The 22,932-nt window shown below is 56.0% G+C and carries 22 protein-coding genes; 14 read left to right on the top strand and 8 right to left on the bottom strand.

Annotated elements, in window-relative coordinates:
- Positions 1 to 85 precede the first annotated feature (85 nt).
- A complete protein-coding gene (locus tag GS636_RS12205; protein ID WP_171089212.1) occupies positions 86 to 673 on the top strand; it encodes a TetR/AcrR family transcriptional regulator in 588 nt (195 codons plus the stop codon).
- Between the two features lie 21 nt (positions 674 to 694).
- Here the strand turns inward: GS636_RS12205 and GS636_RS12200 are convergent, their stop codons facing one another.
- Positions 695 to 1,606 carry a pirin family protein gene (locus tag GS636_RS12200; protein WP_171669649.1) on the bottom strand — a complete coding sequence of 304 codons (912 nt, stop codon included), beginning with the start codon at positions 1,604 to 1,606 and terminating at the stop codon, positions 695 to 697.
- A gap of 157 nt (positions 1,607 to 1,763) precedes the next feature.
- On the opposite strand from GS636_RS12200, the gene GS636_RS12195 reads away from it, so the two are divergent.
- Positions 1,764 to 2,243 (top strand): hypothetical protein, encoded by a 480-nt coding sequence (locus GS636_RS12195; protein ID WP_171669648.1) that lies wholly within the window; start codon positions 1,764 to 1,766, stop codon positions 2,241 to 2,243.
- Here GS636_RS12195 and GS636_RS12190 read toward each other — a convergent pair.
- Genes GS636_RS12190 through GS636_RS12180 form a run of 3 tightly spaced genes read right to left on the bottom strand, consistent with a single transcriptional unit; the run spans position 2,205 to position 5,027 of the window.
- A complete protein-coding gene (locus GS636_RS12190) occupies positions 2,205 to 2,801 on the bottom strand; it encodes a TadE/TadG family type IV pilus assembly protein (RefSeq protein WP_171182603.1) in 597 nt (198 codons plus the stop codon). The genes GS636_RS12195 and GS636_RS12190 overlap by 39 nt on opposite strands.
- Positions 2,802 to 2,805: 4 nt before the next feature.
- The gene (locus tag GS636_RS12185) at positions 2,806 to 3,342 is read right to left on the bottom strand and encodes a TadE/TadG family type IV pilus assembly protein (RefSeq protein ID WP_171182605.1); all 537 of its coding nucleotides are present in this window, start codon (positions 3,340 to 3,342) and stop codon (positions 2,806 to 2,808) included.
- Complete coding sequence (locus GS636_RS12180; RefSeq protein WP_171182607.1) at positions 3,339 to 5,027, bottom strand: pilus assembly protein TadG-related protein; 1,689 nt, start codon at positions 5,025 to 5,027, stop codon at positions 3,339 to 3,341. Before GS636_RS12180 ends, GS636_RS12185 begins: the two co-directional genes overlap by 4 nt.
- 331 nt (positions 5,028 to 5,358) lie before the next feature.
- On the opposite strand from GS636_RS12180, the gene GS636_RS12175 reads away from it, so the two are divergent.
- The 4 genes from GS636_RS12175 (at position 5,359) to rpoD (ending at position 11,350) form a co-directional block, all read left to right on the top strand.
- Positions 5,359 to 6,789, top strand: coding sequence for a Glu/Leu/Phe/Val dehydrogenase (locus GS636_RS12175; RefSeq protein ID WP_171089223.1), 1,431 nt, complete (start codon positions 5,359 to 5,361; stop codon positions 6,787 to 6,789).
- A 134-nt stretch (positions 6,790 to 6,923) separates the two neighbouring features.
- Positions 6,924 to 7,220 carry a hypothetical protein gene (locus GS636_RS12170; RefSeq protein ID WP_171669647.1) on the top strand — a complete coding sequence of 99 codons (297 nt, stop codon included), beginning with the start codon at positions 6,924 to 6,926 and terminating at the stop codon, positions 7,218 to 7,220.
- An 80-nt stretch (positions 7,221 to 7,300) separates the two neighbouring features.
- The gene (dnaG, locus tag GS636_RS12165) at positions 7,301 to 9,247 is read left to right on the top strand and encodes a DNA primase (protein WP_171669646.1); all 1,947 of its coding nucleotides are present in this window, start codon (positions 7,301 to 7,303) and stop codon (positions 9,245 to 9,247) included.
- Between the two features lie 114 nt (positions 9,248 to 9,361).
- A complete protein-coding gene (rpoD, locus tag GS636_RS12160; RefSeq protein WP_171089229.1) occupies positions 9,362 to 11,350 on the top strand; it encodes an RNA polymerase sigma factor RpoD in 1,989 nt (662 codons plus the stop codon).
- Between the two features lie 171 nt (positions 11,351 to 11,521).
- Here rpoD and GS636_RS12155 read toward each other — a convergent pair whose 3' ends face one another.
- Positions 11,522 to 12,541: an AraC family transcriptional regulator gene (locus GS636_RS12155; protein WP_171669645.1), complete on the bottom strand. Its 1,020-nt coding sequence runs from the start codon at positions 12,539 to 12,541 to the stop codon at positions 11,522 to 11,524.
- Positions 12,542 to 12,827: 286 nt separating this feature from the next.
- Between GS636_RS12155 and GS636_RS12150 the strand changes: the two genes are divergently transcribed.
- From GS636_RS12150 to ribD, 6 genes are all read left to right on the top strand, one after another.
- Positions 12,828 to 13,307: a thiol-disulfide oxidoreductase DCC family protein gene (locus GS636_RS12150; protein WP_371808725.1), complete on the top strand. Its 480-nt coding sequence runs from the start codon at positions 12,828 to 12,830 to the stop codon at positions 13,305 to 13,307.
- On the top strand, positions 13,307 to 13,855 hold the full coding sequence (locus GS636_RS12145; RefSeq protein ID WP_171669643.1) for a DUF4166 domain-containing protein: 549 nt from the start codon (positions 13,307 to 13,309) through the stop codon (positions 13,853 to 13,855). The genes GS636_RS12150 and GS636_RS12145 overlap by 1 nt, the downstream gene beginning before the upstream one ends.
- Before the next feature lie 78 nt (positions 13,856 to 13,933).
- Complete coding sequence (locus GS636_RS12140; RefSeq protein WP_171669642.1) at positions 13,934 to 14,338, top strand: hypothetical protein; 405 nt, start codon at positions 13,934 to 13,936, stop codon at positions 14,336 to 14,338.
- Positions 14,339 to 14,359: 21 nt separating this feature from the next.
- Positions 14,360 to 14,773 carry a secondary thiamine-phosphate synthase enzyme YjbQ gene (locus GS636_RS12135; RefSeq protein WP_171089239.1) on the top strand — a complete coding sequence of 138 codons (414 nt, stop codon included), beginning with the start codon at positions 14,360 to 14,362 and terminating at the stop codon, positions 14,771 to 14,773.
- Between the two features lie 120 nt (positions 14,774 to 14,893).
- Entirely contained in the window at positions 14,894 to 15,364 is a 471-nt protein-coding gene (nrdR, locus tag GS636_RS12130) for a transcriptional regulator NrdR (protein WP_050602693.1), read from the top strand.
- Positions 15,361 to 16,461, top strand: coding sequence for a bifunctional diaminohydroxyphosphoribosylaminopyrimidine deaminase/5-amino-6-(5-phosphoribosylamino)uracil reductase RibD (gene ribD, locus GS636_RS12125; RefSeq protein WP_171182620.1), 1,101 nt, complete (start codon positions 15,361 to 15,363; stop codon positions 16,459 to 16,461). Before nrdR ends, ribD begins: the two co-directional genes overlap by 4 nt.
- Before the next feature lie 2 nt (positions 16,462 to 16,463).
- Here the strand turns inward: ribD and GS636_RS12120 are convergent, their stop codons facing one another.
- From GS636_RS12120 to GS636_RS12110, 3 genes are all read right to left on the bottom strand, one after another.
- A complete protein-coding gene (locus GS636_RS12120; protein ID WP_171669641.1) occupies positions 16,464 to 18,464 on the bottom strand; it encodes a capsular polysaccharide biosynthesis protein in 2,001 nt (666 codons plus the stop codon).
- A 3-nt stretch (positions 18,465 to 18,467) separates the two neighbouring features.
- Positions 18,468 to 19,586, bottom strand: a complete 1,119-nt coding sequence (locus GS636_RS12115) for a polysaccharide biosynthesis/export family protein (RefSeq protein ID WP_171669738.1) — start codon at positions 19,584 to 19,586, stop codon at positions 18,468 to 18,470.
- A 69-nt stretch (positions 19,587 to 19,655) separates the two neighbouring features.
- Positions 19,656 to 20,981: a capsule biosynthesis protein gene (locus tag GS636_RS12110; protein WP_171669640.1), complete on the bottom strand. Its 1,326-nt coding sequence runs from the start codon at positions 20,979 to 20,981 to the stop codon at positions 19,656 to 19,658.
- A gap of 140 nt (positions 20,982 to 21,121) precedes the next feature.
- On the opposite strand from GS636_RS12110, the gene GS636_RS12105 reads away from it, so the two are divergent.
- Together GS636_RS12105 and ribB are read left to right on the top strand one after the other, a co-directional pair.
- Positions 21,122 to 21,709 carry a riboflavin synthase gene (locus tag GS636_RS12105; protein ID WP_171669639.1) on the top strand — a complete coding sequence of 196 codons (588 nt, stop codon included), beginning with the start codon at positions 21,122 to 21,124 and terminating at the stop codon, positions 21,707 to 21,709.
- A 99-nt stretch (positions 21,710 to 21,808) separates the two neighbouring features.
- Positions 21,809 to 22,930, top strand: a complete 1,122-nt coding sequence (gene ribB / locus GS636_RS12100; RefSeq protein WP_171669638.1) for a 3,4-dihydroxy-2-butanone-4-phosphate synthase — start codon at positions 21,809 to 21,811, stop codon at positions 22,928 to 22,930.
- Positions 22,931 to 22,932: the final 2 nt, after the last annotated feature.

Here is a 22,932-nt window from a genome sequence, read left to right as displayed (position 1 = left end):
TTCTCGAGCCCTCTTGTGATGCACGTTTTGATGTCTTCGATCAAGCAGGGTTCTATCTGAACAATTGTTCAGATACTGTGAAGGCATGGCACGAACTCAAGGCTCTCATTCTGACATTACCGGCCCCCGCATTCGTAAGGCTGCGCTGCACCTGTTTGCACGTCACGGTTATGCTGCCGTTTCGATGCGGCAGATTGCGAAAGAAGTCGGTGTACAGGCGGGGGCCTTGTACAATTACACACCAGACAAGCAGAGCCTGCTGTACCGTTTGATGCGGGAGCACATGCAAGAGTTGCTGTCAGCGTTTCACGATTTGCAAGGTGGCGATGACGCAGAGGAAGCGCTGCGCCAGTTCGTCGGGTTTCACATCCGGTTCCATTTGCAACGCCCTGATGAGGTTTTCATTGCTTACATGGAGTTGCGAAATCTCTCGCCTGAGAACTTCGCAGAAATTGAGGACCTTCGCCGACAGTACGAAAACGCGTTGGAAAACATCCTTCACGCCGGACAGCAGGCGGGTCAGTTTGCTATACCAGACACCAAGATTGCGACGCTTGCCGTGATTGCCATGTTGAACGGTGTGATGACCTGGTATCGATCCGGTGGCCGATTGTCGCTGGATGAGGTCGAACAGACCTATTGGAACATGGTGCACAAGGCTGTGACGGCCTGACAGGATCAGGCCGCCGATGTATCAGTGTGCGGGGCGAATGAATGTCCCGTTTCTGAGTTCCCGAAAGGCTTTTTCCAGCTCGGCGCGTGTGTTCATCACGATAGGACCGTGCCACGCGACCGGCTCATCAATCGGGGCGCCAGAGATCAACAAGAACCGAACACCTTCCTGGCCTGCCTGAACCGTGATTTCATCTCCGGTTCCAAAACGGACAAGAGTTCTGTCGCCTGACATGTCGCGGATGTTGACCTCTTGCCCTGCGACCTCTTTCTCCAACAGCACACCTGTTGGCTGCGAGGCGTCGGCAAAGGCGGCTTGCCCCTGAAAAACATAAGCGAAGGCCCGGCGGTAGGTGTCAATCCGAAATGTTTTTTTCACACCTGCGGGGATCGAGATGTCCAGATATTGCGGGTCTGCCGCGATACCATCCACCGGCCCGGTTTTGCCCCAGAACTCTCCGACAATCACACGAACAGTTGTGCCGTCGTCATCGGTGACTTCGGGAATGTCCTTGCTTTGAACATCCTGATAGCGCGGAGCGGTCATCTTCTGGTCCGAGGGCAGGTTGCCCCACAATTGGAATCCATGCATCTGGCCCGAGGTGTTTCCGTGCGGCATTTCCTGATGCAGGATACCTGAACCCGCAGTCATCCATTGCACATCGCCAGCACCCAGGGTGCCGGTGTTGCCCAGTGAATCGGAATGCTCGACCGATCCAGCCAGAACATAAGTTATTGTCTCGATCCCGCGATGGGGATGCCACGGAAACCCGGCTTGGTAGTCCTGCGGCCGTTCGTTTCGAAAATCGTCGAACAACAGGAAGGGGTCCAGCTCGGACGGGTCCTGAAACCCGAATGCGCGATGCAGTTTAACGCCGGCCCCTTCCATCGTTGGAATGGCCCTGCGCGTTTCCAATGTAGGTCTGAGAGACATGGCAACCTCCGATTTGTTTGAGCAGCATGTAAACTCTGCGCTTGCGCAGTCAATTCGCGCGGAAAAACCGAACCTGTGCGAATTTGCAGATAAACCAAACCCCTGTTGTTTCCTGCGCAAAGCGGCTAAATCCAGAGGATCGAAACAGGAGATTTCCATGCAGGAAGAAGTGCTGGCAACGATTGAGGCATCTTCGCCCAGACGCTGGGCCGGGGTAGGGATGCTGACGACGGTTGGGGCACTGGTAACGTATGTCGCTCTGGCGTCCCCGCCCGAGCCGATGTGGCAAGCGTTCCTGTTCGCCGTGGGTGGAGCGTCGCTGTGGCTGGCATATCGTGTCTGGTACGCGACACAGGACCGTATCGAGTTGACCCGTTCGGAACTGCGCACGGGGTCAGGTCAGATCATTGCGAAAGTCGAAGACATCGAAACTGTTGATCGCGGCGTGTTCGCGTTCAAACCGTCAAACGGTTTTCTGGTTCGGATGCGTCACAAAGCATCAAACAAATGGGCGCCGGGCCTGTGGTGGCGACTAGGGCGCAGGGTGGGCGTGGGCGGCATGACAGCTGCCGCCGAAGCCAAGTTCATGTCAGAGGCCCTAGTCTTCCTTCTTACAGATGACCGGGGGTCTCTCTAGGTCACATGCAACCTTGCCGGCAAAGCGGGGGCTTGTGAAGATGAAGTTTTCAAAGGTAATTCCGGTTGCAAAGTCCCAACCCGGTTTGAACATCGGAATATATTCGTTCGATGTTTCCACCAAAATAATCGTGTCTTGGTCGGGCATCGGCGGCAGACGATCTTTGAGTTCTTCGACATTGGTGTCGTCCCAAACCCAATCGTATCCGCGTGCGGTTGACCAGCGCACATCGTGTCGGTCTTCATCTTCTTCGTACCGCAACAATGAGATCCGAACATCCACATCGGAACGGTTGTTGATCATCCGTCCCATCAACTCTTGTAGCGAGTCGATATATATGTCGGTCACTTCCTGTGATTCACGCGAGATCAGGTCGCTGACTGTATAAGCCGCCTTTTGATTCGACGCGCTCTGCCGAAACCCTTCAAATGCTGTGAAAGAGAATGTGACAGTCCAAAGCAACAGAGGGAAGATCATCAGGGCTTCTACTGTCAGAATGCCGCTTTCATCTTCCTTGAAGGCTTGGACGCGTTTTTTCACGTTTCGCATGACAGACATGGCTTTACCGTGGCTCCTGTACGAATGCCGTCGTCGCAGTCAAAGAGTAATGACCGGATTCGTCGGGGACTTCACGCGCGATGACAGACGTCTTGAATACGGGGTCAACACGGAGGCAGGCGCGAAGGATCATCAACTCGTTTGATTCACCGCTGTCGAACTTAAACTCATGCAGCGGGTTAACCTCTTCCGTGCTATCGGTGCAGTCTGGTTTTTCAGGAAGATTTATTCCTACGAACGCGTTCTGCCTGATCATTTCCAAACGCAGGTTCGCCTCGCAGTTCTGGATGCCAGAAATTTCACAGATCCGGATTTTAATGACGTCATGATCCCATTTTGTACCAGTGTTCAGTCGAATGTCCCGAACCACCCTATCTACGCCTTGTTCCAGAGCGCCGTGTTGCGTGGTGATAACGTTCATTTCCGCCCCAATCCCCAAAAACGCCAGGAAGAAGGGAACGATCATAACAAATTCGATCGTCGCGTTTCCGGTCTCTGATCGCTTGAAGAAGCTAAGTTTTGACTTGGTCTTACGGATCATTGGGTCAGCCTCAGTTTGCGGATAGAGGACGCAATCGATGCAAACGCCTTTTCCAGGTTCAGCCCGCTTACGTTGTAAACATGACTATCTGAGCTGGCGCAGGACTTGATGGTGTTCAGGCCGTTGGTCGGTGCCTCGAACGCAATGCCGTAAATGATGACACCCTCGTCTTTCGCTGCGCCACAAATGCTGGCCGTACGCGTATTTTTTGTGGATGAGCCGACAGATTTCCGAAGGTTCCAATACCAGTTGCTTTCATGGTTGGACTGCCAGTAGTAGTTATTCTTGGCATTCCACCACAGCGAGGCCAGATCGAACAGTTCGGGATAGGTCAGGCGCGTTGCAGTTCCGATCTCTTCGTTCGAGTCGTTCTCATTGGGGGGGTTCCCGAACGGATGCTCCGCAGTGACGTAACTACCGCCGTTTTCTTCGGTATGTTGCATCCAAACCCACCGATCAGGGTTGCGCGCATAACGAACGCTGTATTCGCCTTTCTTGCCATCTGCCCGCTCAAATTCGGGGTTGAACCAGATATCGGTCTGTCCACTGCGGACAGACGAGTCCAGCATGTATTGCGTGGTGTTTTGACCGTCGGTCATGACGATCACGACCTTCAGAACATCCGAGTCGAAGGATTCAGGGCGAACCGAGAATTTCGCAGGCACTTTGCCTTCGGCCGCCAGATCGTTGATCACCGGCTGGAATGTCGGATCCAACATTCCAACACCCCACTTCATACCCACATCAATAGAGGTGTTGCCGCTTGCCGTCAGGGCGTCGATGCGATTGTGCAGATACTCAACGTTGTCCGTAACAGGTGTGATCTCACTGCCATTACGCACTGGACACACATAATAAGCGGGGCTCTGTTCACCATCAGTATACCCACCGTTTACATATGCGCTGCTGTAGCGCCATGGGTCGAAATGAGCGGTGCGTTGGTAAAAGACTGACGGGTCAAGCGTCGCAGAGCTAAATTGACCCGATGTGAAATTCACGCAGTGCGAATAAGCATGTTCCGACGTTACATTGTCGAACTTGCCCAAAATGTCCTGCCCCGCATTGACCTGCGTTGCATAAGGCACAATCGACATTGAAATTTTAGTCTCGCCGGATTCTTCAAGCATCAGCGTGACAAATTCCTTGGCTGCGCTTCGCAGAACTTCGATTTTCGACTTCCCCGCGGTGGCAGACGATCTTGTCATAGACCCAGACATGTCCAGAACCAGAGAAATCTCGACCGAACCGATCGACTCTTCGGCAGTACTTGCCGCTACAATCCCCAGCTCTGTCACAGTACCGAACCGCAGGAAACGCGTTGGCACGACCGCCTCTGCCGTCGCTGACACTGTTCTCGAGCCGAACCCTTCGACAACTGTAATCGTCTTTTCAAGATGGCCCAGACCGGCCTTTTCCATATAGTCTTCGACAACCTGCTGCGGAGGAAGTTTTTGGTCCAGGTCTGCGGCAGCCAGAACGGCACGGTCCAAGGTGGATTGCACGTTGGCGCGATCACGTTCATGAGTCATGATGTCCATGGACATGCCGGTGATCGCAAGCATCAGGATCAGGATGAGTAGAGTGAAGATTGTAAAAGTGCCGTCTTCCCTGTCAACGAACGCGCGCAATTGGGAAGCTTTGCGTTTCGGCATCGAGCCGTCGTTCTGAAGCGAGTGTTTAATCATTTGATGACTCCGCACCGCACGTAGAATTCGTGCGACATAAAAAGAGATTTGGTATAAATTTAGTTTTCAAACATGGCGTGAATTGGGCGAAAAAGGCTTGGTTTTGGCCTTTTTACGCGCAAATCGGCTATAAAACCTGTCGCCCAGACCGATCTGTCAATGAAATGAAAACAATTCGTTAAGGATTCAGTCGGTAGACCGACTCATCCACAGGCGGTGACGTATTTGTTAATGAAATGATGAAAAAAAGTGCAATGTTTGATTGCAGCCTGACGCAACTGGTGCGACAAAAAGTCATGACGTTGCGTCTGGTATCGATACGGAGGATTGTATGACCGGCATCAAAGAACCCAGCTTTCGTGAGAGTGTTGACTTGATGTTCAACAGGGCGGCGTCCCTGATGGATCTGCCACCGGGGCTGGAGCAAAAGATCCGGGTTTGCAACGCGACCTACACCGTTCGATTTGGTGTGCGGCTCAGGGGGGAAATCCATACTTTCACCGGATACCGTTCTGTGCATTCCGAACATATGGAGCCTGTCAAAGGCGGTATCCGCTATGCTCTGGCCGTGAACCAGGACGAAGTTGAAGCGCTGGCAGCGCTGATGACCTATAAATGCGCGCTGGTTGAAACGCCGTTTGGCGGATCCAAAGGCGGTTTGTGCATTGATCCCAGAAAGTACGAAGAACATGAGATGGAGCAGATCACCCGACGCTTTGCCTATGAACTGGCCAAGCGTGACCTGATCAACCCGTCTCAGAACGTCCCGGCCCCCGATATGGGAACGGGTGAAAGAGAAATGGCATGGATGGCCGACCAATACGCGCGGATGAACACCACAGACATAAACGCGCGCGCTTGTGTAACGGGTAAGCCTCTGAACGCGGGCGGCATTGCCGGACGGGTTGAGGCAACGGGACGCGGCATCCAATACGCGCTGCGCGAGTTCTTCCGCCATCCGGAAGACGTGCAGAAAGCTGGCCTGTCTGGCAAGCTGGATGGTAAGCGCGTAGTGGTGCAGGGATTGGGTAATGTGGGGTACCACGCGGCCAAGTTCCTCAGCGAACAGGACGGCTCAATCATCGTTGGCATCATAGAATGGGACGGTGCGCTGTACAATCCTGACGGCATCGACGTTGAAGCGGTCCGCCAGTGGATCGTCAAACATGGCGGGGTCAAGGATTACCCCGATGCGACCCACTCGGCCGAGGGTGGAAGCGTGCTGGAAGCGGAATGTGACATCCTGATTCCGGCTGCACTGGAAGGTGTCATCAATCTGTCCAACGCCGAGCGGATCAAAGCGCCTTTGATCATCGAAGCCGCAAACGGGCCGGTGACTGCAGGTGCGGATGAAATCCTGCGCAAGAAGGGCACAGTGATCATCCCGGATATGTATGCCAACGCTGGTGGTGTGACCGTTTCTTACTTCGAATGGGTCAAGAACCTCAGCCATATCCGCTTTGGCCGGATGCAGCGGCGACAGGAAGAAGCGCGGCATGAGTTGATCGTGAGCGAATTGGAAAGGCTGGACCGCTATCTTGGCGATGCCTGGACGATGTCGCCTGACTTTAAGACGCAGTATCTGAAAGGGGCTGACGAGTTGGAACTGGTGCGATCCGGTCTGGATGACACCATGCGCATTGCTTACCAGTCGATGCGCGAGGTCTGGCACAGCCGAGACGATGTAGAGGACCTGCGCACAGCGGCTTATATCGTGGCAATTGACCGCGTGGCGAAAAGCTACCGCGCCAAAGGGCTCTGACGTCAAAACAGGTGGGGCAGGCTGGCTGCCCCACTCTCAAGCTGTTCAGCGGTGCCAGGTGGCAAAAAGGATTATGGCAGCCCGAGACGCAGACAGGTAAGCTGCGCCGAAAGAAACGAATCCGGGAGAACCCCATGTTGCGTATCGCCATCGTCGCGGCCTTGCTTGCCACCCCTTCACTGGCTCAGGACAGCGCCGAGCAAAGCTGTAAATATCAGGCCGATGTGGTGGCCGCGATCCAGAAGGCACGGTTGGACAAGATAAAAGAGCGCGACGTCGCACAGGCGATTGCGGACAGTTCACCGACCTGGCCCGAGAACTATAATGCGGCGATTCCGCTGATTACCCCCTGGGTTTATGAGCAAAAGATGCGCGATGTGCGCAAGAAGGATCTGGGTGCCGCGTGGTTGGAGCTGTGTCTGCAGCAATAATCCACAGTTACGCCAATTCCTTGTGGATAAGCCCGCGCCGTCCCCTTGGCGCGGGTTTTCATTTCTGGCAGGTTTGACCCATGTCTTTGCCCCCCGGATTTCTGGATGAGTTGCGTACCCGGCTAAGCCTGTCTCAGGTCGTCGGGCGCAAAGTTATGTGGGATCAGCGCAAGTCCAACCAAGGCAAGGGGGATATGTGGGCCCCATGCCCGTTTCACCATGAAAAGACGGCCTCGTTCCACGTCGATGACCAGAAGGGGTTTTATTACTGCTTCGGCTGTCACGCCAAAGGCGACGCAATCAGTTTTGTGAAGGAGACCGAGAATGTCTCATTCATCGAAGCGGTTGAGATTTTGGCGCGTGAGGCTGGGATGCCCATGCCCGCCCGTGATCCCAAAGCGCAGGAAAAGCAGGACCGCCGGTCGCAATTGGCTGATGTGATGGAGCAGGCAGTGCAGTTCTTCCGACTGCAACTCAAAACAGGGGCGGGTGCGCCTGCACGCGATTACTTGACGGGTCGAGGGTTGGACGCGCAAGCGCTGGATCGGTGGGAGATCGGATTTGCCCCGGATGGGTGGCAGGCGCTGTGGGATCATCTGCGCGGCAAGAATGTGGCTGAGGATCTGATCCTTGGGGCAGGGCTGGCCAAGCCGTCCAACAAGGGTAAGAAACCTTATGACACGTTCCGTAACCGGATCATGTTCCCTATCCGCGATCCGCGTGGACGGTGTATCGCGTTTGGTGGGCGGGCGATGGACCCCAATGATAACGCTAAATACCTGAACTCGCCCGAGACCGAGTTGTTCGATAAAGGGCGCAGCCTGTTCAACCATGGCCCTGCGCGGCAGGCGGCGGGCAAAGGGCAGCCTTTGATCGTGGCCGAAGGGTATATGGACGTGATTGCGCTGGCCGAGGCGGGCTTTGGCGCGTCGGTCGCCCCTTTGGGCACGGCAATCACCGAGCATCAGTTGCAATTGCTCTGGCGCGTTTCCAACGAACCGATCATTGCGCTGGATGGTGATACGGCGGGACTGCGTGCTGCGATGCGAGCGGTCGATCTGGCTTTGCCGTTGCTCGAAGCGGGTAAATCACTGCGCTTTGCACTGATGCCCGAAGGCAAGGATCCCGACGATTTGTTGCGGGCAGAAGGGTCTGGGGCTGTGCAATCGGTGCTGGAAAGCGCCATTCCGATGGTCAAACTGCTGTGGCAGCGTGAGACCGAAGGGAAAGTCTTTGACAGCCCCGAGCGCAAGGCGGCGCTGGACAAATCGTTGCGCGACAAGATCAAACTGATCCGCGACCCCTCGATCCGCTCGCATTATGGGCAAGAGATCAAGGATTTGCGCTGGCAGCTATTCCGTCCCCAGCGCCAACCACAGAACCGACAGTGGCAGCCGCGTGGCAAGTGGCAGCCTCCGCAGAGCGCCTCGCCGGGTGCGCGGGCGTCTTTCCTGGCGTCGTCCGAGACCGCTGATATCCAACTGCGCGAGGCGGCCATTCTCGCCATCGCCATCCTAAACCCACAGGTCGTTGTCCAGTTCGAGCACCAGCTTGAAGACATGGAATGCCTCAACCCCGAATACGCTGCCCTGCGAGACGCCATTCTGCGTCACGCGATTGATGATCCGGATCATCTGAAAGACCACATTGTAGATTCTTTGGGGGCTCAGCCCCTTGAAAACCTGCTGGCCCTTCGCCATGTCGCAGTGATCCCCTGTGTGTACAAACCGGGCGACGTTGAAAAGGCCGAGATGACACTGGCTGAGGAACTCGCAAAGATCAAAGCGCTCCGGGGGTTGGATGCTGAGATAGCCGAAGCGGCGGAGGAATTGTCTGATCTGGCCGATGAGGCGCTGACATATCGGCTGGCGCAAGCCGCCGAAGAGCGCAACCGTACAAGCCGCAGCCAGAACGAAGACAGGGCCGTATTCGACATTGCCGACAACGGTGCGCGAATCAACCGCGACGAGAAAGACGCGTTTAAGGCAATCATGTCCGGTATCAAATTCGAGCGGAAACGCCGGTAAAGTGGTGTTTTCATAAGGCACTGGAAAAGAAAAACGGGTAAACGGGTGGCCGAATCACTTCTACGCGCTAATGATTCGGTTCAAACGAATCACCCATCCCTGCAGGAGCATTGAATGGCCGCCAAAGACACGACCGAAGATCGCAAATCCGAAGAGCAGGAACAGGAAATCTCGCTGGACATGAGCCAGGCCCAGGTCAAGAAGATGATCGCCGAGGCCCGCGAGAAAGGTTACATCACCTACGACCAGCTCAATCAGGTTCTGCCACCAGATCAGGTCAGCTCGGAGCAAATCGAAGACGTTATGTCGATGCTGTCCGAGATGGGCATCAACATCATCGAAGATGAAGAGGCAGAAGAGGAAGAGAACAAAGGCTCGACCGAACTGACCACCACCGATAGCAACCGTGAAGTTGCATTGGCTGGGGCCGCCACAGAAAAACTGGACCGCACAGACGACCCTGTCCGCATGTATCTGCGCGAGATGGGTTCGGTTGAACTGCTGAGCCGCGAGGGCGAAATTGCCATCGCCAAGCGGATTGAAGCGGGTCGGAACACCATGATCCAGGGGCTGTGCGAAAGCCCGCTGACCTTCCAGGCGATCACCATCTGGCATGACGAATTGTTGTCCGAAGACATTCTTCTGCGCGACGTCATCGATCTGGAGGCCACATTTGGCAATCAGATGGACGAAGACGGTGATGTGGAAGAGCCTGTGGTCGACACATCCACAGTGCAGGCAGCGAAGCCCGCAAAGGACACCGGCCCCGAGCTGGATGCTGACGGCAATCCGCTGAACAATGACGATGACGACGATGATGACGATCAGGCCAACATGTCGCTGGCCGCGATGGAAGCGGCGCTGAAGGATCAGGTCCTGACCACGCTTGAACGCATCTCGACCGATTTCTCGATGTTGTCGGAAATGCAGGATAGCCGGATTTCGGCCACCCTGAATGAAGATGGCTCGTTCAGTGAAAAAGACGAAGAAACCTATCAGAAGCTGCGCGCCGAAATCGTTGAGCTGGTGAACGGTCTTCATCTGCACAACAACCGGATCGAAGCGCTGATCGACCAGCTTTATGGTATCAACCGCCGTGTCATGTCTCTGGACAGCGCGATGGTGAAGCTTGCCGATCAGGCCCGTATCAACCGTCGTGAGTTCATCGAAGCTTACCGGGGTCGCGAACTGGATCCGAACTGGTTGTCCGAGATGGCAGAAAAGCCGGGCCGCGGGTGGCAGATGTTCATCGAACGCTCGACGGCTAAGGTCGAAGAACTGCGCAACGATATGGCTCAGGTCGGTCAGTATGTCGGTCTGGATATTTCTGAATTCCGCCGCATCGTGCAACAGGTTCAGAAGGGCGAGAAAGAGGCACGTCAGGCCAAGAAGGAAATGGTCGAGGCCAACCTGCGTCTGGTGATCTCGATTGCCAAAAAATACACGAACCGTGGCCTGCAATTCCTTGATCTTATTCAGGAAGGTAACATTGGACTGATGAAGGCGGTGGACAAGTTCGAATACCGCCGCGGCTATAAGTTCTCGACCTATGCGACGTGGTGGATTCGTCAGGCGATCACGCGCTCGATTGCCGATCAGGCGCGGACCATCCGTATTCCGGTTCACATGATCGAAACGATCAACAAGCTGGTTCGGACCGGTCGCCAGATGCTGCACGAAATCGGACGCGAGCCGACGCCGGAAGAACTGGCTGAAAAGCTGCAAATGCCGCTTGAGAAGGTTCGCAAGGTGATGAAAATCGCCAAAGAACCAATCTCGCTGGAAACGCCAATCGGTGACGAAGAAGACAGCCAGCTGGGCGATTTCATCGAGGACAAGAATGCCGTGCTGCCTCTGGACAGCGCCATTCAAGAGAACCTCAAGGAAACGACCACTCGGGTTCTGGCCTCGCTCACCCCGCGTGAGGAACGGGTTCTGCGGATGCGTTTTGGCATTGGCATGAACACTGACCACACTCTGGAAGAGGTTGGCCAGCAGTTCAGCGTGACCCGCGAGCGTATCCGCCAGATCGAAGCGAAGGCCCTGCGCAAGTTGAAGCACCCCAGCCGATCTCGAAAGCTACGGTCTTTCCTGGATCAGTAAATTCAAAGGCGCCTCACACGAGGCGCCTTTTTCGTTGGCCATCACATTGGCCTGTTCTCTCATCACATTGGCGGGAATTCACACGGCACGGGCGCTGTCGATTTCTATATCGGTCTTGTCCACTCATGGGGCAGGGCCGGGGCGAGGCTTTAGGGCCGATGACCCCCGGTCTTACGTTCGAATGGGATGTTCGACACGGGTCTTGAAGGCGCTTGGCGGCTGCCCTGTCCAGCGTTTGAAGGCGGTTGAGAAGGCGGCCTGATCCGCATACCCCAGCGAAAACGAAATCTCTGACAAGGACATCCGGTTGTTCAGAAAGGTCTGTGCCAAATCACACCTTAGGTCGTCCACGATGTCGCGATAGCTTGTACCTTCTTCCTTCAGGCGGCGGCTAAAGGTTCGCAAGCTCATCCCAAGCTCAGACGCAATGACCTCGGCCTGCGGAATCGTGCCGGGCAGGGACTTGGTGATCATGCCTTCGGTCCGCGCGCGGATCGAGCGGTTTGGTTTTTCACATTCGGCCAGCAGGCGTTCACCGTATTCCAGAAGATGTTCGCGCAGTTTGGGGTCGTAGGTGGGAACCGGCAACTCCAGCGCTGAAAGGGGCAGCACGATCTCCATTTTCTCCGAGCCAAAGATCACCGGAAAACCAGCAATCTTTTCAAAGCTTTTGGCTTGATCCCCGACCTTGTGTTGAAACCGAATTTCAATTGGTTGCAGGTTGATCTGGGTCAGATTGCGCATTCTTGCCAGTGCGGCGAAGATCAGAAATTCGGTGCGTCGATGATAGCGCGCAAATCCAGCATCTTTCCAATCCGCTTCCAAAGCAGCAAAGTTTCCTGCGACGCGCAAACTTAGCGCGATAGCCGGGTCTATAATCCCGTGAAAACGTGAAAGGTTCTCCATCACCTGTTTCAGGTCTCTGGAATATTTACTGATATATGCCGTCACGGTTGAGGCCGAGGTGACCTCAAGCCCTGTGCGGGCCGCAAAAGTTATGTCTTTGGTGGCGTCACAGGCATACCGGATGAAGAGGGCTTCTTTCTGAATGCTGCACGTTTCAACCGGAGGGGCGATATCTTGCGGCTTCAGTCCGGTTTGGCCCAGAACAGCCCGGGACATGTTCGCATTGCCACTGTAGCGATCCAACGCCTGAACAAAGAAATGAAGACGGCCAACATCCACGTCCATCGCAATAACAATACCTTACGACTACAAAACCACAGGCAGCATATCATAGAATTCCGTAAGGCGATTGTGATTTTCGCAGACCCGCAATCGTCGATGGCAGAATCCCGCAAGGAATTGACCGGGCCTCACATGAACATCACCGTATAAACGCCCAGATATGGCGTGTTGCCGGGTTAGCACCTTTATGGGGATAAGGTCAGAGCCTTCGGAGAAATCACCACTCTCTGCTCAGCGCTCCCCGGCACGCTTCCTTTCGCAGATGTCGCATTGTTCTGAGGTTAAAGATTTGCGACCTTTCTGGAAAAGCGAGGTCACGGATACCAAAGACGTGCGAGAAAGTGTCTTAAATTCAGAAGGCTACGGCCCGAACCTGATTGTGTTCGACGGCGAATGCGTCCTGTGTTCGTGGTTCTTCAAGTTCATGCTCAGACATGACAAGTTGCGGTGTTTTCAGTTTGCAACTGCGCAATCTCCGCTTGGGCAAAAGCTCTACCAACAGCTGGGTTTGCCGACACGGAACTTTGAAACCAACTTGGTGATCGTCGATGGGGTGGTCTATCAGCATCTGGATGCGTTTGCCGCAGCCATGCGTCAATTGCCGGGAATGTGGAAGCTGTTGTCGATATGCCGCTTCCTGCCCAAAGCGCTGAAAGTTCCCGTATATCGCCTGATAGCACGGAACAGGTACAATCTGTTCGGCAGATCCGGCGCATGTTTGATGCCGGGTGCCGACGTGAAAGCGCGATTTGCAAGCGACGGCTTTTGATGTCAAGTGATCCGTTTTTGCAAGCTTTAGGCCCCAATCACAGCTTGCCCAATGCGGTTCAGTGGCTGCACAGCACAGAAGGTCAGTATTCAGGCCAATGTGACATCGAGCGGGGCACCGGTTTTCTTGCCAAGATCGCGACAAACTTGGCCGGGTTTCCTCCCGGCGGCAAAGGCGTTCCTGTTTGTGTTACAATAGACATGATCGGCGAAAACCTAACCTGGACCCGCGACTTTGGTGGCCATTGCACCACTTCGCATCTGGTCTATGACGCAAATCGGAACTGTGTCCGAGAAAAATTTGGGGCGATTTCTATCTGGTTGCGGCCGAGCCTGCAAAACGGCGTGTTGCACATTGACATTCTCCGACTGAGCGTATTTGGCGTTCCTTTGCCCGCTTTTGCATTGCCGCGTTCGAACACGCGTGAATGGCAGGACGCGCAAGGCCGGTTCAGGTTCGACGTTTCGGCCAATGCGCCCGGGTTGGGATTGCTGATCCGGTACCAAGGTTGGCTCACACCTGATCACACAATGCGCGGGGCTGGCTGAATTGATCGTGAGGGGCACTGTGCAATTTGCGAAGCTGGACTAACCTAACTGGGACACACAATCAGGGAAGATTTAACGATGAAAAAGTTTTCTACACTTGCCGCATTGGCCATAGTTGCCTTCAGTGTTCCCTTGACTGCGGATGCTGCGCGAAACGGGTATCGAACTGAACCGATCAACGCCACGGACTTCGAGGTTATCCCGCGAGGCGATCAGCGTACGGAAGGGTACTGGTGCGCAGCGGCGGATTATGCGCGCCGAACCCTGGGACTGGGCTGGATGGACCGGATCTATGTCTTGCGCGGTTATGGACCCAGTGTCACCACCGGACGCAGAACGGCGATTCAGTTTTCGATCAAGCAACCCCAGTCCGTCGATGTGCAACCCAGCAGCTTTATCTCGTTCGGGTTTCAGCCCGGCAATAGTGAATCTGTACAAGGTGCAAATGCCCAGTGTAATTATCGGCCGTTCTTCAACGACTGATAAACCAACAGGATCGTCACGATGCAGACTGAATTCGTAGTGCACACCCAAGGTCCGGGGCTATACGAATTCACGTCTGACGTCCGTCACTGGGTGGATCAGGGGGCTGCCGACGGCGTTCTGACGCTGTTTGTCCGCCATACCTCGTGCTCACTACTGATCCAGGAAAACGCCGACCCCGAGGTTCAAACCGATCTTCAGGCCTTTTTCGAACGACTTGTGCCTCCGTCTGACCATCCGGCCATGTCCTATCTGCGCCATACTTATGAAGGGCCGGATGACATGCCAGCACATATCAAGGCAGCACTCATGCCTGTGTCATTGTCGATCCCAGTGTCGAAGGGCCGAATGGTTCTTGGAACCTGGCAGGGGATTTACCTGTTTGAACACCGCACTGCGCCTCATCAAAGACATGTCGCTGCACATTTGGCCTGACCCTTTATCTTGCGGTTGAAAATTCCGACTACCCAAACCCTAGCGGCTGCCCTATAGTTGTGGATAAGTAAGCCGCAGCGCTTACAAAAAGAGGCCGAACATGGGACGAGGAGACGGCGGATGCGCTGCCCGTTTTGCGGAAATATCGACACTCAGGTAAAAGACTCACGTCCTGCAGAGGACCATGTGGCAATTCGCCGACGCCGGTTCTGTCCAGCCTGTGGGGGGCGGTTCACGACGTACGAGCGTGTGCAACTGCGCGATCTGGTGGTGATCAAAACCAACGGTAAGCGCGAGGATTTCGACCGCGACAAGCTGGAGCGTTCGATCCGCATCTCGATGCAGAAACGGCCTGTTGATCCGGAACGGATCGATCAGATGATCTCGGGCATCGTGCGCCGGCTGGAAAGTATGGGCGACACGGATATTCCGTCCAACAAGATCGGTGAGATTGTCATGGAAGCTCTGGCGCGGATCGATACCGTCGCCTATGTTCGCTTTGCGAGTGTGTATAAGAATTTCCAGGCGGCCGATGATTTCGAGGAGTTTGTCCACGAACTGCGACCGCCGCAGCCTCCGACGGACGAGTGAACGAAACAGATAAGCGATTTATGGCGCTGGCCCTGTCTTTAGGGCGGCGCGGTCAAGGGACGTGCTGGCCAAACCCGGCTGTCGGGTGTGTCGTCGTGCGCGAAGGCCGAATAATTGGGCGTGGCTGGACACAGCCCGGGGGGCGTCCTCATGCCGAGACCGAGGCTTTAGCCCAAGCCGGACAGGCTGCGCGTGGCGCCACCGCCTACGTGACACTAGAGCCCTGTTCCCATCATGGAAAAACCCCGCCCTGTGCCGAGGCTTTGATCGCAGCAGGTGTATCTCGTGTTGTTGCTGCCGTTGAGGACAGCGATCCACGCGTGGCCGGACAGGGCTTTGCAATGCTGCGTGAGGCCGGAATTGAGGTTCAAACCGGTATTCTGGCAGAACAAGCAGAACGGGATTTGGAAGGTTTTTTCTTAAAGACCGAACAGGGCAGGCCATTTGTCACCCTCAAACTGGCCAGCAGTTTTGATGGACGGATTGCAACCTCAACAGGGCACAGTCAGTGGATCACCGGGCCACAAGCGCGCCGCGTTGTTCACGCAATGCGGGCACGTCACGATGCGGTCATGGTCGGGGCAGGAACAGCGCGCGCAGATGACCCGTCGCTGACGGTGCGGGACCTAGGTATTGCGCATCAGCCTGTGCGCGTAGTGGTATCGCGCCACATGGACATATCCCTGATGGGGCAGTTGGCGCGCACAGCCTCGAAAACGCCAGTCTGGCTCTGTCATGCGCATCACCCCGATGCCGAGCGTGCACGCGCTTGGGAAGGGCTTGGGGCAAAGCTCATCCCGTGCGCCTTGAAAGACCACCATATCGACGCGCTGGATCTGCTTCAGCAATTGGGGCAGGCCGGTCTGACAAGCGTGTTCTGTGAAGGCGGAGCAGCACTTGCGGCTTCGCTTCTGGCCGAGGATTTGGTGGATGAACTGGTTGGCTTTACGGCCGGTCTGACAATCGGGGCCGACGGGCTTTCATCCGTTGGAACCTTGGGGTTTGAAACACTTGAAGCCGCGCCGCGGTTCGAGCTTATCGAAACGCAGGTTGTGGGGGACGATATCCTGCACCGTTGGCGCAAACCCCCTGCGTAAGTCTAGCGCCAAAAATGAGCATGCGTTGCGAACGCTCCCTGGAGTTTTGAAAGCAATCGATTGATCGGACCTGTCGCAGCGGCGTTTCCCTGTGCCAGACGCTCGACTGCTACTTCGACAGGGCAGGCTTGACCGGTAACAGGATCGAAATAGCGGGGATAGTCGATCAGCGTGGCGTGGACCAAACCCAACAGTGACGGTCTTGCGCCCCGACGGGCTGGAACGACCCCAAGGTCTGTGGTCAAGCCCCACCCGGCATAGAAAGGTGCGCCAAGGGTTGTCACCTTTACCCTGCGCAACAAGGCTTCGAACCCCAAAAGCGAGGTCATTGTCCAAACTTCCTGAACTTGGGTCAGCAACGCAGCGGGATTCGTGTGGGGTACGACAACGTCTGCCAAGACCGTTGCGTCAATCTTGCCTTCACGCAATCCGGCCTCGACGTCGGGATGTGGCTTGTAGATCAGGATTGCGTTTGGGTTGGCATCGCGAGCAGCTTGCAGCAAATCCATATTGCTGCGCACGGCGCCTGTGCCCAACAGGATCGAAGCGTCATCCTCGACCTGTCCGGGAACCAGAATGCGGTGCCCTTCAGGCAAGGTAGGGGCGGGTAGGCCCGTGTTATACTTGCTCAATCCCTCAGCCAATAGCCGCTCTATCAGGCGTTCGGCACGCATCTCCTGATCTGGGCGCAGTGTTTCGCGCAGGCTGATCAGGTCCTCCAACCGGCTCGGTTTCGTGGGGTCGTAATAGATGCCGATTTCGTCCGTGACCAATGACAGTGGAGGCACCAGTTCCGCCCCCAATCCGCGCGACCTGAGGAACCCGTCTTCAACCCGCACCGCTCCTTCGGTGTTTCTTGCCTGACTGGCCCAGACCATATGCGGGCGATCTGAGTGTTCTGGCTGCGCAGACGTGAATCTCAGTTTTCCGTGCCGCCCAAAAATCTGCTGCACGTGTTTGCGTTTCCACAGACGCATGCCCGAGGCGGTCCATCCTTTGTGGTCCTGACGCCAGGCGCGGGTTTGTGCTTCAAGCGTGTCCAGCACCATCTCCAGATCGCAGATCTCGTCCCGGTATGGATCGTACCATGTAGGGTACAGCAGCATAGCTGCAGCGAAAAGTTGCGCGCGGGTCAGGTTGCGCTGGCGGCGCGCGATCGGGTTTTCGTCCTGCGTCAGGCCCCAACCTGCATAGAAAGGTTGACCGAACACACGCGGTTTGTGCCCGGCTAGGATGGCTTCGAATCCCAGTTGAGAGGACACTGTATAAACGGCGACAGCACCTTCCAACAGAGGCCAAGGGCTGATCGGGGTGTTGAAAAGCGAGATCCGATCTGAAAAGTCCTGATCGGTGAAATGCCCTTGGCGATGACCCGCCTGCGTTTCCGGATGTGTCTTGATTAGTATCTGTGCGCCAGGGTTTTCTTCTTGCGCGACAAACAGCATTTCAAGGAAACGAGCCCGGTCCGCTCCGCTGGATTTGACCGCAGCGTCTCCCACTGTTTGATCGACGACCAGAACGTAACCGGGATTGGGTGGAGCCTCGTCCAGATCAAATGCGGAAAATTTGCTTAGGTGCAGTTCCTTGATCCGTTCGATTGCTGCGCGCGCGCGATTGAGCAGAGCGGTGTTGTCCAACGGATCGTTGATCAGAATCTTCTCAAGATCGGACGGGCGTGACGCATCGAAATGCAAGCCCGAGCGATCCAGAAGCAGACCCAGCGGCGGTTCGCCTTCGCGTCCGGGATGCAGTGACCTGAGAAGCGCATCTTCGATGCGCAGAACTGGAACTTCGTGCTTTTCGGCGACCCTCAAGCCTCGATGAGCCGTGGGGCTGTTGCCCCAGACGCCCACGCAATCTTCGCTTTGGGGGATGCCCAAACGAATATCAAAGCCAGCCAGAGACAGTATTCTCTTGAGACGCTTTTGCGACAAAAACCCGCCGTTATAGACAAACAACCGGGTGCGACTGGCCCCGGCTGCGTTGTCGGTGTCAGGTATCATGCATCAGTTGCCAGTCAGCGTGGCAACATTCGCAATTGGCGTCAGGCCACCTGCAATAAGCGAGATCGATTTGCTCCACTGTGCGTAGGGCGCTTCAGTCACATAGATCGTGTCATCGTCGCGGATTACGAAGTCGCGCGCGATGAACAGACCGTTGGGTGAGGTCAGGTTCAGCAGGTAAATCATGCGCTGATCACCCTTCAGATCAGCACGGCCTGTGATGCTCCGGGCCACGCTCTCGCGTTCCTTGCGCAGTATGAAGATGCCTGTTGGATCCGACGACAGAGTTAGGAGGCCGCCCACCTGGGCAAGGGCTTCGAGCGCGGACAAGTCCTGGCTTTCAAATGCCACGCGGGATTGGCCGCCAGTGGCGCCGAGGGCGATGTAAGACCTGCTGTCTTCTTCCACGAGGATCCTGTCACCACCGCGCAAGGCTACGTCCAGCTTGGGGTTCCGGTACAAATCTTCGTACCAGACGGTGCCCTTTTGGCCTCCACGGATCAGGGTCACCAGTGCAATGTCAGACGCCACCGAGACGCCACCCGCCTGAGACAACATGCCCAGCAAGGACCGGGTCGGCCGCTCGATTGGATAGATGCCGGGTGCTGCGACTGTGCCGGTCAGCGAGACAGTAGACCCGTCGCCAGCAGCGCGTCGTACTTCGACCTGAGGGTCTGGCGTCTGTTCCTGCAACTTGTTTGTGATCAGAACACGCAGTTGTTCCGGTGTGTTTCCGGCGGCCCGCAAACGACCTGCATAGGGCACAAAGATGAAACCCTCGCTGTCGACCTGCACCTCGTCCAACGCCGTTGCTGCACCCGTTTCGCTGGACAGAAGGCCATCATCAACGTTTTCCCAGATGGTCAAGCTAAGGACGTCGCCGGGTCGCACGGTATCAGCAGTCAACGTCTGGGCGCTGCTAAACGACGAGGAAAAGCCGTATTGCGGGACCGAGGACGTGGCACGGGTTACCCGGTCATCGACCTCGACAACAAATGCATTGCCACCGTTTTGAACGGCTCCGGCCAGAATTTCGGTTTTGTTCGGTCCGGATTTCGGAAGCTGGCACGCCGCCAGAAGGCCGATTGCGGCCACAAGGGAAACCCCCCGCATCCAACGCATAGGAGAGATGTTCACTGCCGAATATCCTCAGTCTTTTTATACTTGGGCGCAGATTAGCGGGTCAGGCGCTCAACTTCCAGTCACAGAGTGGCCGTGTCCTTTAACGATTTTCAACTGTGGCGTCCGGGCCGCGTTCTTGTTGAGGATCGATTGGTAGGGGTCGGTGGCCGTCAACATCATATCTGCGGCACGTCGCAAAGCCTGCCGTCGACCACGTCGCGAATAGAACCCGCCGGGCACTTGACTGGTCTCCAGAAGGAACTGTCGGTAACACCTGTAGGCATCGCTGTCCGGGTGCTTGGGGGCCGCGAAAAAGGCAGCGATAGGTTGCTGCGACACAAATTCATGCTTCTCATAAACCGACCGCCCGAATGTTCGTAGCGGAATGCCGCGCCACAGCACCTGCTGACCTGCTGTTGAGTTTACGGTGACAGCCGAGTTCGCATCGTCCAGAAGCTTGGCAAGCTTACCGCCGGGCACATAGTGAATTCTGTCCCGGATCCCATTTCTTCTGGCGCTTTCCATCGCGTGACGGCGCAATGGTTCACGGTGGTTTTCCAGCGGGTGTTCTTTGATGACCAACCTGTGATGGGCCGGCGCGCCCTGCGCGAAGCCTTCGATCACGTGATCCAGAAATTCGCACATACCAGAATAGCCAGAATGTGCCTGGACTGAGCTGTCATGCCCCAACTGCAGCAAGACAAGGTGATAAGGATAACCGCCCCATCTGACCTGTGCCGTTGCAACACTGCGACGCATCCGGTGAAAAGGCATCAAGATCAGTCGTTTGAAGTAAAGTCTGAACTCTTGTGATACGGGCAATTCCCTATGTCGGCGGAAGTTTTTGTATCGCCCGTTCCGAAACATCACGAACCAATGATAGAGGGCGCCGTAGAAGATATGCTGCCGCATATCCCCCCAATGTGAGGGCGGTGGAGGCGATTTGCTGTCCCCGACTTCCAAAGCCTGCTGCATTTGCTCGGCATCCAGAGACATGAGCCGAGAGTTCCCGTTTGACCCGTTGCGCTCATAAGTGATCCACCATGGGCGCAGATAGCCCTCCTCGAACACATGAACGATAATGCCGCGCGCCTGCGCAATTTGGACTGCCTGAGCGTGGACCGGGCGGGTGTCCCCGTACAGGACGATATCGGTAACGCCCTTATCCTCCACGATCCGGCAAAGGGTATCAGGCCAGTTTTCTTGTCGTTCAAGGAATGGTAAAAAGCTTGCCTTTTCGAACCAGAATGCCTGATCACCGGCATTGAACCCAACGCGCCAGACCTGAGCCCCAGCGGCGCGCAGCATTTTTCCCAGCGCCGAGAAAAACGGCCCATGTGGTCCCTGCAGAAACAGGAATACGCGATCTTTTGGATCTAAGGGCGTATGCTGCATATGGACTGCTCGTTTGGTTTTATTGTCGAAACTATGCCCGTTTGGGCGAGGCACGGCAAGGCAGGGCTTGCTCGCGCGGTCTGATAGGCTTACCTCGGCGGTGATAGACACGTACAGCGTAGGGAGTGAGGGTTAACGGAATGTTTACAGGGATCGTAACCGACATGGGCACCGTCACCGAATTGGAGCAGAAGGGAGACCTGCGCGCCCGGATCAAAACAGCCTATGACACGTCCGGTATTGATATCGGGGCTTCGATTGCCAGTGATGGCGTGTGCCTGACCGTGATCGCACTGGGGGACGATTGGTATGATGTTCAGATCAGCGCCGAAACTGTGTCGAAAACCAACCTGGATACGTGGACTGTTGGCAAACGCGTCAATCTTGAACGTGCGCTGAAGGTCGGCGACGAGTTGGGTGGCCATATCGTGTCCGGTCACGTGGACGGGGTGGCCGAGGTTGTTGCCGTCGAAGATGAAGGCGACAGCACCCGTGTGACTCTGCGTGCGCCCAAAGACTTGGCGCGGTTTATCGCCCCAAAAGGATCGGTTGCGCTGAACGGAACCTCTCTGACGGTCAACGATGTGTATGATTGCGATTTTGGTATCAACTTCATTCCGCACACCAAAGAGGTGACCACCTGGGGCGACGTTCATGTAGGTGATCGTGTCAACCTTGAGATCGATACGCTGGCCCGCTACGTCGCGCGTTTGGCCGAGATGTCCTGATACGTCGCGTCGCGCCCGATCTGCGCCGTTTGCAGGCTGGCCTTTGGGGTCTGAGTGGTCTATGCCGCCGTGCAAACATGCCATCTGAAAGGCTGCCCCATGAGCTTTGAAACCCCAGGACCGGTCGAGGCCGAGCTGCGCGACGCGATCAGCCCGATCGAAGACATCATCGAAGAAGCGCGTGCCGGCCGGATGTATATCCTCGTCGACCACGAAGATCGTGAGAATGAAGGTGATCTGGTCATTGCCGCTGAATTCGCCGATGCCGAGGCAATCAACTTCATGGCGACCCATGGGCGCGGCCTGATCTGTCTGCCGATGACAGCCGAACGCGTGGATGCGCTGGGGCTGCCGATGATGGCCGTCAACAACTCGTCCCGGCACGAGACGGCCTTCACCGTATCGATTGAAGCGCGCGAAGGCGTCAGCACTGGAATTTCCGCTGCTGATCGTGCGCTGACCGTGGCCACCGCGATCAATGAGCAGAACACAATGGCGCATATCGCGACGCCCGGCCATATCTTCCCATTGCGGGCCAAGCGGGGTGGAGTGCTAGTACGCGCGGGCCATACAGAGGCAGCCGTTGATATCTCGCGTCTGGCAGGGTTGAACCCGTCCGGCGTAATCTGCGAGATCATGAAGCCCGACGGCACCATGGCGCGTCTGCCTGACCTGGTTGAGTTTGCGCAAGAGCACAACATGAAGATCGGCACGATCAGCGACCTGATCAGCTATCGTTCGCGCAACGACAATCTGGTGGTGGAAACATCGCGTCAGACTGTTACGTCTGAGTATGGCGGCGAATGGGAAATGCGGATTTTCACGGACCAGACTCATGGCATCGAACATGTCGTGATGATCAAAGGCGACATCGCTACGCCCGAACCGGTTCTGACCCGCACGCACGCGCTGCACGAAGCGCCGGATATCCTGGGCCTCGGGCCGAAATCTTCGCGCGAGTTGCCCCGTGCGATGGAAAAGATCGCCGAAGAAGGGCGCGGTGTCGTCTGCCTGTTCCGGCAACCTCGCAACTCGCTTTATGCCATCGATGATGATGGCCCACGCACTATCAAGCAAACTGGTCTGGGCGCGCAGATCCTGTCCAAGATGGGCATTCAGGAGCTGGTGCTGCTGACCGACTCGCCTGAAACCGTGTATTTGGGGCTCGACGCGTTTGGCCTGTCCATCGTGGGCACCCGTTCGATCCTGAAGGAAGACTGATT

This window comes from Ruegeria sp. HKCCD4884 (assembly GCF_013110855.1).
GTDB lineage: Bacteria > Pseudomonadota > Alphaproteobacteria > Rhodobacterales > Rhodobacteraceae > Ruegeria.
This window is presented reverse-complemented; position numbering and strand designations above follow the sequence as displayed.

What these genes read in the sequence shown, in the direction of transcription:
- GS636_RS12205 (WP_171089212.1), top strand. Translation starts at nt 86, where the DNA reads ATGGCACGAACTCAAGGCTCTCATTCTGACATTACCGGCCCCCGCATT.
- GS636_RS12200 (WP_171669649.1), bottom strand. Translation starts at nt 1,606, where the DNA reads ATGTCTCTCAGACCTACATTGGAAACGCGCAGGGCCATTCCAACGATG.
- GS636_RS12195 (WP_171669648.1), top strand. Translation starts at nt 1,764, where the DNA reads ATGCAGGAAGAAGTGCTGGCAACGATTGAGGCATCTTCGCCCAGACGC.
- GS636_RS12190 (WP_171182603.1), bottom strand. Translation starts at nt 2,801, where the DNA reads ATGTCTGTCATGCGAAACGTGAAAAAACGCGTCCAAGCCTTCAAGGAA.
- GS636_RS12185 (WP_171182605.1), bottom strand. Translation starts at nt 3,342, where the DNA reads ATGATCCGTAAGACCAAGTCAAAACTTAGCTTCTTCAAGCGATCAGAG.
- GS636_RS12180 (WP_171182607.1), bottom strand. Translation starts at nt 5,027, where the DNA reads ATGATTAAACACTCGCTTCAGAACGACGGCTCGATGCCGAAACGCAAA.
- GS636_RS12175 (WP_171089223.1), top strand. Translation starts at nt 5,359, where the DNA reads ATGACCGGCATCAAAGAACCCAGCTTTCGTGAGAGTGTTGACTTGATG.
- GS636_RS12170 (WP_171669647.1), top strand. Translation starts at nt 6,924, where the DNA reads ATGTTGCGTATCGCCATCGTCGCGGCCTTGCTTGCCACCCCTTCACTG.
- dnaG (WP_171669646.1), top strand. Translation starts at nt 7,301, where the DNA reads ATGTCTTTGCCCCCCGGATTTCTGGATGAGTTGCGTACCCGGCTAAGC.
- rpoD (WP_171089229.1), top strand. Translation starts at nt 9,362, where the DNA reads ATGGCCGCCAAAGACACGACCGAAGATCGCAAATCCGAAGAGCAGGAA.
- GS636_RS12155 (WP_171669645.1), bottom strand. Translation starts at nt 12,541, where the DNA reads ATGGACGTGGATGTTGGCCGTCTTCATTTCTTTGTTCAGGCGTTGGAT.
- GS636_RS12145 (WP_171669643.1), top strand. Translation starts at nt 13,307, where the DNA reads ATGTCAAGTGATCCGTTTTTGCAAGCTTTAGGCCCCAATCACAGCTTG.
- GS636_RS12140 (WP_171669642.1), top strand. Translation starts at nt 13,934, where the DNA reads ATGAAAAAGTTTTCTACACTTGCCGCATTGGCCATAGTTGCCTTCAGT.
- GS636_RS12135 (WP_171089239.1), top strand. Translation starts at nt 14,360, where the DNA reads ATGCAGACTGAATTCGTAGTGCACACCCAAGGTCCGGGGCTATACGAA.
- nrdR (WP_050602693.1), top strand. Translation starts at nt 14,894, where the DNA reads ATGCGCTGCCCGTTTTGCGGAAATATCGACACTCAGGTAAAAGACTCA.
- GS636_RS12120 (WP_171669641.1), bottom strand. Translation starts at nt 18,464, where the DNA reads ATGATACCTGACACCGACAACGCAGCCGGGGCCAGTCGCACCCGGTTG.
- GS636_RS12115 (WP_171669738.1), bottom strand. Translation starts at nt 19,586, where the DNA reads ATGCGTTGGATGCGGGGGGTTTCCCTTGTGGCCGCAATCGGCCTTCTG.
- GS636_RS12110 (WP_171669640.1), bottom strand. Translation starts at nt 20,981, where the DNA reads ATGCAGCATACGCCCTTAGATCCAAAAGATCGCGTATTCCTGTTTCTG.
- GS636_RS12105 (WP_171669639.1), top strand. Translation starts at nt 21,122, where the DNA reads ATGTTTACAGGGATCGTAACCGACATGGGCACCGTCACCGAATTGGAG.
- ribB (WP_171669638.1), top strand. Translation starts at nt 21,809, where the DNA reads ATGAGCTTTGAAACCCCAGGACCGGTCGAGGCCGAGCTGCGCGACGCG.